We start from the raw sequence: 12,111 nt of genomic DNA, 5'->3' as shown, positions 1-12,111 counted from the left end.
GGAGTAACGGCCGACCGTTCCAGAGCTGCATGGCGCCTTCCAGGCGCCTTTCTCGTATTCCCAAACAGGTGAACTCACGCCAATTGCTGCCAGAAAACCTTTTGGCGGCGCTCCATTTCAAACCTGCACGTCTGTTCGCGGCACGAAGCAGCGACGAAAACTGGGCGGGAATTCTGAGCTTCCCGTTGTGGCGGGCGTTTTCGACCATCGTTATATTTCTTGAAATATAACGATGGGTAGATTTACCTGTGATGACGAGACCCGTTCGCGGATGTGCGACGCGCGCGGCCGTATCTCGAAGTGCCAGCAACTGCCCTAGCTACGGAACGCCCATGCCCACGTTGCCCCGTCTCAAATCCCACGGTGTCCCTCTGCCTGCTGCGGCCTTGTCCTTCGCTGCACGTCCGGATGGTCACACGCCCAGGATCAGTGCCCATCGCCTGCGGACCTGGGACATTGCCTCGACCTTTCATTGCTCGATCATCGGCACCTGCTTGACGTCAGGAGAATTGCGCCAGGTTCTGATCAGGACCGGCCAGGATGATGCGCGCGCCGCGACCGACCATACCTTGCACAGCCGGGGCGTGTGGCTTGCTGGTCAACGGGATCAGGCGGCAAAGTTGCTCAACAAGGCGCTCGACAAACGCCACGAGAGCAGCATCAAGCGCATTCCCCGGCAGGCCGATCAAGACGAACTCCGCAACATCTGGCGCAGTTCCTTCGAGCGCGGCGACATCGCCGGCCCGTACTGGGCGCTGATGAGCCATCCGGTAACATCACCCGAATTGATGCGCGAGATCTTCGGGGAAGTGCATATGCTGTCGCACTTGGTCGGCAGCGCAAGTCGTCTCGACATCGCACGACTGACCCAGCTGGAAGAGGAACTCGAACAGGAACGCGAAAGAACCGCACGGCAGGAGACACGTCTGAAGGCGGCGGCCAATGAGCGTATCGCCTTGCAACAGCGCCTGCGGCAATTGGAAGAGAGAGCAATCCACGCCGAAGCAATCGCCGCGGCTGTCGCCCCCTCGGCGCGCATCGCAAGAAGCACGAGGGGTCTGTCTGAAGCCAAGGAAACGGACGACATCCGCAGCGAGGCCTTCGCCCAGCACCTTGCCGCATCCGAGGAGAAATCCGAAGCCCTGCAGCGGGAACTGGAGCAAATGCAGGACCTGCGTTATGCGGTCCTACGCGAGAACGAAGCCCTCGAGGCGGCAATAACAGCGCAAATCAGGGACGACAGCAACACGCCGCCCGCGCAGCTTACCGGCCCCGTGCTCTATGTCGGCGGCCGCCGCAATCTGTTTGATCACCTTCGCGCCTACGCAAGAATACGCGGCATCGACCTTCTCCTCCACGACGGAGGCATGGAAGATAGCACGACGCTCCTGCCCGCTCTCGTCGGGCAGGCAGCGACGATCCTCTTTCCGGTCGATCACATCAGTCACGCCGCAGTGGGCCTGGTCAAACGCCTTTGCCGCGAGCAGCAAAAACAGTACCTGCCGCTTCGCTCCGCCGGGCTTGCCAGCTTCCTCACCGCCCTCAGCGGAGCCGGCGGAGCCTATGGACGTCTATAGCTCCGGTGATCTGTCCATGACCTGCGGTCGCGATGGCCCCGTTCACCGGACGATCAGGAACACCCCACTGACGATGGCAAAGCCGAGGACGGCGATGCGCAGGCCGCGGCCACCGATGCGGCCATGGACGTGTCTTGAAACCGCACTTCCGAGCAGTACCGCCGGCGTCAGATAAAGGGCGACGAGCAGTTGCTCTGACCCAACGCGCCCGGATATGGCCAGCACGGCGAGGGACATGACCTCGCCGACGAAGAAGCAAAGGGCGACCGTTGCCCTTAGGACCGGCGCCTTGGCGTGCTGGTAGAGCAGCGCAAGCGGCGGGCCGCCGATGCCCGTGGCGGTTTCGGTGACGCCGGTGAACAATCCCACCCCCAGTGCGCTCGGCCTGTTCGGCGTGAACGGCGGGGCGACGAGAGCGGCAACGGCTGCAACCACCGTAAACACACCGACGGCAAGATCCAGTTGTTCGATCGAAAGCGCTGCCAGCAGCCACAGGCCACCGAAAGTTCCCGCGAAGCGACCGATCGTGATCCAGGTCGCACCCGACCAGTCGACATGGGCACGCTCTCGCGCCGCCACGTGCAAATTGAGCGGCAGCATCAAGAGAAGCAGGGTCACCGGCAGCAGATCGGGCTTCAGCATCCCGACGATCGGCGCGACGATCAGGGCAAAGCCGATGCCGATCGACCCTTGAATGAAGGCCGAGACGAATGTCACGGCGGAGAGAACGGCAAGAAGACCAAAACTCATTGGTATTGCCCAAGACGACGGTGCGCTTCGGAGAGCGGGTGAATGCGCTGGATCGGCGCCTCGGCAATGGCGGTTGCCGTCTCACCGCGCACCTCTTCGAGAAGCGCCCGGGCATCCCAGTCGATCGGCCAGCCTTGCCACAGCCGAAGCTGGCCGTTGGTAAACACCGCGTCGATCTGATCGCGATTGCCGTAGCGGACGAGCTCCCACGTCAGATCGTGTGAGGGCGTGAACTCAGGCCGGTCGAGATCGACGAGCAGGAAATCGGCCGCAAGCCCCTCGGTGATCGATCCGGTCACACCGGAAAGGCCCGCAGCATCTGCGGCGCCGGACGTTGCCCGATCGAGCCAGAGCCAGCCGCCGCCGCAGGAAGAGTCCCCGGTTGCAAGACCGAAGCCCGCGCGCTGAAGGCCTTCGGCCGCATCCATCAGACGGAACGCGTCGGCGCGCGTTCCGTCCGTTCCAAGCCCGAACCTAATGCCGAGCGCTGCCATCTGCAGGGCTGGTGCGACGGCATTCCCCTTCCATAAGGTGGCAACGGGGTTGTAAGCGACGGCGGTGCCTGTCTTGCGCAAGAGATTGAGTTCATGCGGCGTGACGAGCGTCGAGTGTGCCAGCAGGACCTGAGGCCCAAGAACTCCCAGATCCGCCAGGTGCTCGATCGGTCGCCGTCCTATTGCTGCCAACGAGCGTTCAACGGCAACGAGATGTTCGTTCACATGGGTCTGGAACACGACCCCGGACGCAGCTGCCATTTCGGAAACCGCTTTAAGCATCCCGTCCGTGGCGGCCTCCGGGATCGAAATCGCCAGCGAGGGGTGGATCAGAGGGTTTCGTCTGTAGGCGGACACGTGCTCTTCGGCCAGACGCAGGATGGCGGCGGGTTCGGCGATCTCAGCACTTCCGGAAAGATCGTTGCAGATAAAGCCGACGACGCTTCGAAGCCCCACCTCCCCTGCAGCCCGCACCAGCGCGCCGACATGGCCCTTTGAGCGGGTACCGGCGTCAACGGCGGTGGTAAAGCCGCCGCGCAACGCTTCCCATGCGGCAAGCTTTGCCGACAGATAGACCATGCGCTCGTTGAGACTGCCTTCCAGCGGCACCCAGACCCGCCGGAAGATTTCCGACGGTTCTCCAAAGACGAGGGCCTTGCCGAGCGACTGGGTCAGGTGCGTGTGGGCATCGATGAAGCCAGGCATCAGCAGATGGTCGGGCAGGTAGATCGGGACAATTTCGGGGAAGTCCCGGGCGATTGCTTCCACCGTGTCGATCCGGTGGAAGATACCGTCGCGCACGACAATGGCATTTCCGCTGCGCGGGCCTTCGGGCAGAAGCACCTGCCCTGGGCGCAGCACGAGGTCGCCGGTTGTCGACAGTTGTTGGCGGATTGCGCTCACTCGCTTGCTCCTTGAGTGGTGGATTGCACAGGCGCCGTCGCGATCGCGGATCGTCCTGATTGGCCCCAATGCGAAAAAATGGCGTTGACGACGACGGCGGTGATCGTGCCTGCGGCAAGTCCGTTGCCGAGGATCATCTGCGTCCATTGCGGGAACTGACTGTAGACACCGGGCACAAGGATCGGCAGGAGCCCCATCGACAGGGCAGAAGCGAGCGTGAACATGGAGCCATGCTCACGCAGATCGACACGACGCAGGAGGTCGATCCCGATGACGCCGATAATCGAAAAGACGATGACGGCGGTGCCGCCGACGACGGCTTCAGGCAAGGCCGTGGCCATCCGGCCGATCGGCGCGAAGAGAGCGATGAGAACGAGGATGGCACCCGCCATTGCCGTCACATAACGGGACCTGACGCCGGTCGCGCGCACGATACCGACGTTCTCGCCGCTGGTGATGATCAGCGATGTGCCGAACAGGCCACCGACAAGCGACATCAGTGCATCGCCGCGGATGGTCGCAGGCACGATTGCATGGGCATCTCCCCGGCGGCCGACGATTTCAGCCGTCGCGATCGTCTGACCGGTCGCCTCCGCCATGGAAATGATCGAGAACACGATCAGCGGGATGGCTGCGACGAGGTCGAACTTCGGCATGCCGAAGGGGAATAATTGCGGAACGGCGATGACCGGCCCCGCAAGAACGCCAGAAAGATCCATGTGGCCGATGGCGAGCGCGACAAGCGCGCCGCCGACCAGGCCGAGCATGACGGCAAGCCGCTGGAGCGTTCCGGAAAAGAACCGCGCGGCAGCGACCGTCAGGATGATCGTGATCAGCGCCAGTCCGACCTCGACGGGTGCTGCGAAACCTTCGCTGCCAGGCTTTCCGGTGATGGTCACGCCATAGATGCGCACGAGATTGACCGACACCAGCAGCAGCATCGTTCCAACGACGATCGGTGGAAAATAACGCAGCAGCCTGCGGAAGACCGGCAGTGCCAGAAAGTAAAAGAGGGCCGTTACGATGACGGCGCCGACGGCGGTCTGGACGTCGGTCTGCTGTGCGATCGCCAGAAAGATCGCAATCGGCGCGCCGCCCGGCACCATGACGAAGGGCAGGCGTGCGCCAAACCCCTTTGGCCCGAAGCTCTGCAGCATCGAGCCGAGGCCACAGACGAAAAACGTGGCGCTGATGAGCGAGACCGTCACCGCGTCCGAAAACCCAAGGGCCTTGCTGACAAGAAAGACGGCTGTGATGGGAGACGCGGCCATCACCAGCACGTGTTGAAGACCGAACAGGAACAGGCTGCGCAGCGGCAGCCCCTCATCGACCGGTTCGACCACTCCATTCATTTCACTTTGCATGTTTTTCCTCCTCCCGGCCTCCTCAAGCCGTTATGCAAATCGTTTTGCATGCGCATCCACTAACACAAAGTCGCGGCTTTGCAAATCGTTTTGCTTCGGTACGATCGGCGTGATAGGAGAGGTTGATCGGAGGACTGATGGGCAAACCTACTATCGCCGACCTTGCCAAGGTGGCCGGAGTGTCGGTCACAACTGTTTCGCACGCATTCAGCGGCCGGCGTTACGTCGAGCCGGAAACGCGCAAACGCATCGAGACGCTGGCGCAGGAGATGGGCTATCGTCCCAATCACCGTGCGCAGCGTTTGCGCACCGGCAGAGCCGGATCGATTGCGCTGGTTTCATCGATGCCCTTTGCGGTGGCCGCCGGACCGTCGAGGCTGGGTTTCCTCATGGAAATTGCCGCCGCCGCCGCAGTAACGGCTTTTGCCAGGGGCATTTCCCTTTGCCTCGTCCCGCCGCTCGGGCCTCGCGACCGCCTCGACGCGCTTGAGGTGGACGGGGCCATCGTCGTCGAGCCGGAACGGGACGACCCGGTGCTGGATTTCTTTTCCTCCCGCGGGACCGAAGTCGTGTGCATCGGGCGCGCGCCCGGCCGCAGCGATCTTCCGTTCGTGGATTTGCAGAGCACGGCCACCGCGCATCTGCTGCTCGATCACCTGTTTGCGGGCGACGGCCAGATCGGTTTGATAACGGGTGAACAAAGGCGCAATTCCTACATCGAGATGGAGGCTGTCTATGCGCAGCGCATGGCCGAAAGCGGCTTTGCGCCACTCGCCATTCGCATCGACGAACAGGGTGGCGAGCAGGCGGCGGCCATCGCGGCTGAAAGCTTGCTGCGCGCCAATCCCTCGATCTCCGCCCTTTGCGTGCCGGTCGACGCCTTTGCGACAGGCGTTGTCAACGCGGCCCACGCCACCGGGCGCCAGATCCCACGAGATCTACGGATCGCGACCCGCTACGACGGCATGCGGGCCAAGCTCGCCACCCCTCCACTGACAGCAGTTGATCTGCACCTTGGCGAGGTGGCCGCCGCCGCAGTCGACCTGCTCCTGGCGCGATTGGAGCAGGTGAACATCGAACCAGCGGATCTCCCGCCACCAGGGCTGATCCTGCGCCCCTCTTCGCTGGTATCGCGTGACACTCTCTGAGCAAGGCTCAAGCCAAGAGCGCTGTGGCCAGACATGCGCGCGGATGCCCGCATACTGCTTCACTCCGCGACGCGACCATTATGAGGTGGCCACCGGCGGCTCGAACCGAACTTGCAGGGTCCGCCCGTTACCATCCCTGAGCACATCGACAACAACCCGAAGATTCACTCGTGTCGGACACAGTTCACCACGACAGATTGAGACCAATCAGAACAATACCAGTTTAAAACCTAGGAAAAATTTTGCATAAGAGGTCATCCGGAAAGGTGATCTCCCATGAACGATCAGACAGCGCTCGCGTTTCTTGCCAACCAAATGTCAGGCGACAGCAGCGAGCCGCTCTATCGCCGTCTTGAAGAGGCGATCAAGCAGGCCATAAACGCATCGACACTCCGCCGTGGCGCCGTCATCCCCAGCGAGCGGGACTTGAGCGAGGGCCTTTCGATCTCGCGCGTAACGGTGCGCAAGGCGATCGAGGGCCTGGTTGCCGATGGCCTGCTCGACCGCCGTCAAGGCGCAAAGACCGTGGTTTCCTCACGCGTCGAGAAGTCACTGGCGACCATGACGAGCTTTTCCGAAGACATGCGCTCGCGCGGGCTCGAACCCGGCTGCACCTGGATCTCCCGCGAAATCAGTCGCCCGTCACCGGCCGAAATGATGGCGCTCGGCATTCCGGCGGGCGAAAAAATCGTGCGCCTCCGACGCCTGAGAACCGCCAACGACACCCCGATCGCGATCGAAACGGCATCGCTCCCTGCCCGCTTCGTGCCGGACCCCGGTGCAATCGGCGCATCCCTGTACGAGTACCTCACCACCCACGGCGCCCTGCCCGTTCGGGCACTGCAGCGCATGCAGGCCAAGCCCGCCAGCGAGGAGGAGCGGCGCCTGCTCGAAACGCCCGAAGGTACGAGCCTGCTCGTCATGGAGCGGCGCTGTTTCCTGGCCGACGGGCAGATCGTCGAGTTCACCCAGACCAAATACCGGGGCGACGTCTACGACTTCGTCATCGAACTGATGAGATAATACCAGTATAATTCCTGTTGCAATCTGGTCTTACACTGCTACCGTTAGGCCTCCATTGGGAGAGCCTGCGTGACCTTCGACATCCATAGCCTCAAGCACGGCCTGATCGTTTCTTGCCAACCGGTGAAGGGCGGCGTCATGGACAATGCCGCCATGGTTGTCGGTTTCGCGTTGGCCGCGCTCGACGGTGGCGCAACCGCCCTTCGCATCGAGTCCGCGGACTATGTTCGCGCCGTGCGACAGGCGACCGATCGCCCGATTATCGGCCTCGTCAAGCGCGACCTGGACACGTCACCGGTCCGTATCACCCCCTTCATCGAGGACGTCGACGCTCTGGCCGCAGCCGGCGCCGATATCATCGCCTATGATGCCACGTCCCGTGAGCGGCCGGTTGCGACCAAGACGCTCGTCGAGCGCATCCACACCGCCGGCAAGATCGCCATGGCCGATTGCTCGGTCATTGCCGACGCCGAGCGCGCGCTTGTCGAAGGCGCGCAGATCGTCGGTTCCACACTTGCCGGGTACACGGGGCCGGTCGAGCCGACGGAACCGGACTTCGCCCTCATCGCCGCCATGCGCAGTCTGACCCCTCACGTGGTTGCCGAAGGCTGTGTGCGCACGCCCGAACAGGCCGCTCAGGCACTTCAGGCAGGCGCCTTCACCGTCGTCGTCGGCTCCGCTATCACGCGTCCCGAGCACGTGACGGCGTGGTTCCGGCGGGCGCTCGACGAAACGCTAGGCGGAGGCGAGGCTTGACCATGAGCAAGCCCCGGACCGTTCTTTCGATCGATGTCGGCGGCACGAAGATGCTCGCTGCCCTTGTCCGGGGAACAGAGATCGTCGACACGCACCGGATGCCGACGCCCCGCGAAGGCGACCCGGCGCAATGGCTGACCGCCCTCTTCGGGGCGATCGGGTCCTGGCGCGGTGCCTATGGCTCGGTCGGCGCCGCGGTTACCGGTATTGTCGATAACGGCCAATGGTCGGCGCTCAATCGCAAGACCCTCGATATCCCCGACGGCTTTGCTCTGACGGAAACGATCGAGCGGCTCGCAGGTGTGCCGGTGCTGGCTGCAAACGACGCCCACGCGGCCGCTTGGGGCGAATACGCCTTCGGCGCAGGCAACCGCGAAGACATGGTTTTCCTGACGATCTCGACCGGCATCGGCGGGGGCGTCGTCCTGAACGGGCGCCTGCTCGGAGGGCTTGCCGGACACTTCGGCCAGTTGCGCAGCGCCGAATGGCCAGATGACGCGCTTGAAGACCACATTTCCGGCCACTGGATCGCCGGGCAGGCAGCCCCCCACCAATCGGGCGCAACCGCTCGCGACGTTTTTGCCGCCGCTCGCGACGGACACGACTTCGCGAGGCAAATCATAGCAACATCCGCAGAGCGAACCGCTTTGCTCTGCCGCAACATCCAGCTTTCGCTGGACCCGAGGCGCATCGTCATCGGCGGCAGCATCGGTCTGGCCGAAGGCTATCTCGCCGCCGTCGACCGCGGACTGGAAGCAGTGCCAGCACGTCTTCGACCATCGCTACACGCCGCCGCCCTTGGGGAGAATGCAGGGGTGATCGGCATCGCTGATCTTGCAGAGCGTCAACAAAACTTGAGGGAGAACCAAAGATGACATTTGCGACCACGAAAAGACATGCACTGCTTGCGGCCGCGGGCATTGCCGGGCTGCTGGCGGCGACGCCAGCCCTTGCGGAAGTGACCGTTCTCGGCTGGCCGGGCGGCCCGGAAGAGACAGCGCTGCGTGCCGCTGCCGATGCATACAACGCCAAGTCCGATGTCGCCGAGAACGACAAGGTCGAACTTCTGTTCTTCAACCGCGACGGCTTCTGGGACAAACTGCAGGCCGACCTCGCCGCCGGCTCGAAGGCCTTCGATCTCAATCTGCTTGCCACCTATTCGATCGGCCGCTATGCGCCGTTCATGGAGCCGGTCGAGCTCTCGAGCGAAGCCAAGGCGGTCTACGGCGATTCCGTTCTGTCGACCATGCAGTACCAGGGCAAGCAATATGGCGTGCCGACCGATCTCTCGCTCCATTTCATGTATTTCCGCAAGGATCTGATCGAGGCCCTGCTGAAGGATGACGCCGGCAAGGCGAAATATGCCGAGATCTCCGAGAAGTATCTTGGCAAGAAGCTGGAGCCGAAGACCCCGGACGAATGGACCTGGGACGATTACGCCGCCACCGCGCTCTATTTCACCCAGGCCGTCAACCCGGACAGCCCGACCCGCTACGGCACGGTGCTGCAGCTCAAGAACCTGCTGTTCAACATCATGGTCTGGCAGTCGGTACCGCGCGCCTATGGTGCCAACTGGATGGACGACAGCGGCAAGATCACCGTCAACTCCGATGCCTATCGCAAGGGCCTCGAGATCTACAAGCTGCTCTACGACAATGGCGCAACCCCGAAAGACTCGCTTTCCTACGAGTTTGCCGAAGCGAATGCCGCCTTTGCCTCCGGCCAGGTGGCAGCAATGCTGCAATGGAATGCGGCCGCCGGCGACCTGACGAGCAAGGAAAAATCGCCTGCCGTTGCCGACGTGACCGAAACGGTTGCGCCCCCTGCAGGTCCCGAAGGACGCTTCACCCACATCCACGGCCTCGGTTTCGGCCTCAACAAGAATGCCGAAAACAAGGAGGGGGCGGCCAAGTTCCTGAAGTGGCTGTCTTCCAAGGAAGCCGCACTGACCTACGCCAAGAACAACGGCGCGCCGGCCCTGACACCTGAGGTGGTTGCCGAAGTTGCTGAATCCCGGCCTGATCTCGTCAAGCTGGGTGAATTCGCCGGCAAGTACGGTTACGTCATGAACGGCGCTACGTCGGCCAAGGCGCTTTCGGTCTACGAGTTGCAGGCCAAGGAGTTCACCGGCTACTGGTCCGGCCAGCAGTCGATCGACGACGCACTCGCCAATACCGAAAAGGGCATGGCAGACCTGCTGAAGTAAGTGACAGGCTGCGGTGTCCGACAGCACGCCGCAGCCCTCCACGACAAGCGGGTACTGGGGAAGCTCCTCGGCTCTCAAGGATGTGGGCTGGCAAGAGCTCCCGTAACAGGCGCGAAAAAGAGGACCGAGGAAACACCTTGTGTCCCCTTGCCCGTCCGACAACAGACACAGATCGGTGCCATGACGATAGCCAGACCGCAATCCAATGCCCCTGAATTCCGGCTGCTCGCCACGCCGCTCGTCCTCTTCCTGCTCGTGTTTCTGGGCTTCCCGGCCCTCGTCAATCTGATCTATTCGGTCTCCGAGGTTTCCTTCGAAACGCTGCGTGAGCCGGCATTTACGGGGTTCAAGAATTTCCTCTTGGTCTGGAACGATGCCGCCTTCTGGCAGGCGAGCTGGTTCTCGCTGCGCTTCGGCTTGCTGACCGCCATTCTCGAATGTCTGTTCGGCCTGTTTCTGGCGATATTCCTGTCGCCACTGATCGAAAAGCGGAGCTGGCTGATGGCGATCCTGATGCTGCCGCTGATGGTCGCTCCGGCGCTGGTCGGCCTGATGTACCGCCTTGTCCTGCACGAGTTCGTCGGCCCGGTGCCCTACTATCTCTGGACCTATTTCGGCGCCAGCATCTCGTTCCTTGGGCCTGGCTCCGCTTTCTGGACTCTGGTCGTCGTTGAGACGCTGCAGTGGACACCGTTCACGCTGCTGCTTTTCTACATGGCCTATCAGGCAATCCCCTCCGAGATTGCCGAAGCATCCGCCATGGATGGTGCCAGAAGCCTGCAGCGCCTGTGGTTCATCGAACTGCCGATGATGGGACCGACGATCGCGGCCGCGTTGCTTATCCGCTTCATCGACGGCTTCCGGGTCTTCGACAATGTCTATGTGCTGACCGGCAGCGGTCCCGGCGGATCGACGGCATCGCTATCGATCTACATCTACGAGGCCTTCTTCAAACAGGGCGCCATCGGCAAGGCGGTTGCCGCCTCGGTCGTCCTGTTTATCGCCTCGTTCGCCGTGCTCTACGGCCTCAATGCTCTCGCCAGCCGGCGCAAAGGAACCAAGCGATGATCACAGCGCTCCGTTGGCTGGTTTTTGCGATTGCCGCCATCGCCTTGAACTTTCCGGTACTGGTGACACTTTCCACCTCGTTCAAAAGCGCGCGCGAGCTTTCCGGCAATCCGGGTCTTTGGGTCCAGGCACCGACATTGGAGAACTACCGCGCCGTCTTTGAGGTCTCCGACCGGCTGAACATCTTCCTCTATTTGTTCAACAGCCTCGCGGTCGCGCTGATGGGCACGGTGCTTGCCGTGGCGCTGGCGCTTCCGGCAGCTTACGCGATCGCGCGCGGCAGGATCGGCGAACGCACGCTTCTGCCCTTCATCGTCAATCTGCGCGCCGTACCGCTGATCATCTTTGCGATCCCGCTTTACATGATGTTCCAGTGGCTGGCGCTGCTCGATACGCGCCTGGGGCTCGGGCTGATCCTCACGATCGTCAACCTGCCGCTCGCACTCGTCATTCTCGTCAATGCCATCCGGGACCTCCCTTCAGAACTCGACGAGGCTGCTCTCATGGACGGTGCGAACCGAACGCAGATCCTCATCAAGGTCGTGACGCCGCTCTGCCGGCCGGCGATCGTCACCAGCCTGATCTTCGGCTTCATCACCGCCTGGAACGAGTTCCTCTTCGGCCTGATGCTGACGACCTCCAAGGCTGTTCCGGTCACGGTCGGCGCATCCTTCTTTTTCGCCGCAAGCGGCGGTGGCGTGCAATGGGGTGTCGCCTCGGCCGTGATGATCGTCGGCGCTCTTCCACCAATGCTGCTCGGCCTTGTTATGTACCGCCAGATCAGCGGATCGATGACCGCCGGCGCGGTCAAGGGTTGATAGT

The 12,111-nt window shown here is 62.5% G+C and carries 11 protein-coding genes; 8 read left to right on the top strand and 3 right to left on the bottom strand.

Annotated elements, in window-relative coordinates:
• The first annotated feature begins 509 nt into the window (after positions 1 to 509).
• Entirely contained in the window at positions 510 to 1,577 is a 1,068-nt protein-coding gene (locus JVX98_RS28845; RefSeq protein ID WP_205239874.1) for a DUF2325 domain-containing protein, read from the top strand.
• Positions 1,578 to 1,619: 42 nt separating this feature from the next.
• On the opposite strand, the gene JVX98_RS28840 is transcribed toward JVX98_RS28845, so the two are convergent.
• Genes JVX98_RS28840 through JVX98_RS28830 form a run of 3 tightly spaced genes read right to left on the bottom strand, consistent with a single transcriptional unit; the run spans position 1,620 to position 5,088 of the window.
• Entirely contained in the window at positions 1,620 to 2,327 is a 708-nt protein-coding gene (locus tag JVX98_RS28840) for a sulfite exporter TauE/SafE family protein (RefSeq protein ID WP_043621646.1), read from the bottom strand.
• Entirely contained in the window at positions 2,324 to 3,724 is a 1,401-nt protein-coding gene (locus JVX98_RS28835; protein WP_205239873.1) for an amidohydrolase family protein, read from the bottom strand. Before JVX98_RS28835 ends, JVX98_RS28840 begins: the two co-directional genes overlap by 4 nt.
• Positions 3,721 to 5,088, bottom strand: a complete 1,368-nt coding sequence (locus tag JVX98_RS28830; protein ID WP_205239872.1) for a uracil-xanthine permease family protein — start codon at positions 5,086 to 5,088, stop codon at positions 3,721 to 3,723. Before JVX98_RS28830 ends, JVX98_RS28835 begins: the two co-directional genes overlap by 4 nt.
• Positions 5,089 to 5,225: 137 nt before the next feature.
• On the opposite strand from JVX98_RS28830, the gene JVX98_RS28825 reads away from it, so the two are divergent.
• The 7 genes from JVX98_RS28825 (at position 5,226) to JVX98_RS28795 (ending at position 12,107) form a co-directional block, all read left to right on the top strand.
• Entirely contained in the window at positions 5,226 to 6,236 is a 1,011-nt protein-coding gene (locus JVX98_RS28825) for a substrate-binding domain-containing protein (protein WP_205239871.1), read from the top strand.
• Positions 6,237 to 6,512: 276 nt separating this feature from the next.
• Positions 6,513 to 7,259 carry a GntR family transcriptional regulator gene (locus JVX98_RS28820; RefSeq protein WP_205239870.1) on the top strand — a complete coding sequence of 249 codons (747 nt, stop codon included), beginning with the start codon at positions 6,513 to 6,515 and terminating at the stop codon, positions 7,257 to 7,259.
• A gap of 69 nt (positions 7,260 to 7,328) precedes the next feature.
• Positions 7,329 to 8,015 carry an N-acetylmannosamine-6-phosphate 2-epimerase gene (locus JVX98_RS28815; protein ID WP_246765109.1) on the top strand — a complete coding sequence of 229 codons (687 nt, stop codon included), beginning with the start codon at positions 7,329 to 7,331 and terminating at the stop codon, positions 8,013 to 8,015.
• 2 nt (positions 8,016 to 8,017) lie between these two features.
• Entirely contained in the window at positions 8,018 to 8,890 is an 873-nt protein-coding gene (locus JVX98_RS28810) for an ROK family protein (RefSeq protein ID WP_205239869.1), read from the top strand.
• Entirely contained in the window at positions 8,887 to 10,221 is a 1,335-nt protein-coding gene (locus JVX98_RS28805) for an extracellular solute-binding protein (RefSeq protein WP_043621630.1), read from the top strand. The genes JVX98_RS28810 and JVX98_RS28805 overlap by 4 nt, the downstream gene beginning before the upstream one ends.
• 180 nt (positions 10,222 to 10,401) lie before the next feature.
• Positions 10,402 to 11,289 carry a carbohydrate ABC transporter permease gene (locus JVX98_RS28800; RefSeq protein ID WP_205239868.1) on the top strand — a complete coding sequence of 296 codons (888 nt, stop codon included), beginning with the start codon at positions 10,402 to 10,404 and terminating at the stop codon, positions 11,287 to 11,289.
• Positions 11,286 to 12,107, top strand: coding sequence for a carbohydrate ABC transporter permease (locus JVX98_RS28795; RefSeq protein WP_205239867.1), 822 nt, complete (start codon positions 11,286 to 11,288; stop codon positions 12,105 to 12,107). Before JVX98_RS28800 ends, JVX98_RS28795 begins: the two co-directional genes overlap by 4 nt.
• The last annotated feature ends 4 nt before the right edge of the window (positions 12,108 to 12,111 follow it).

The sequence above is a fragment of the Ensifer sp. PDNC004 genome, from assembly GCF_016919405.1.
Lineage (GTDB): Bacteria > Pseudomonadota > Alphaproteobacteria > Rhizobiales > Rhizobiaceae > Ensifer.
This window is presented reverse-complemented; position numbering and strand designations above follow the sequence as displayed.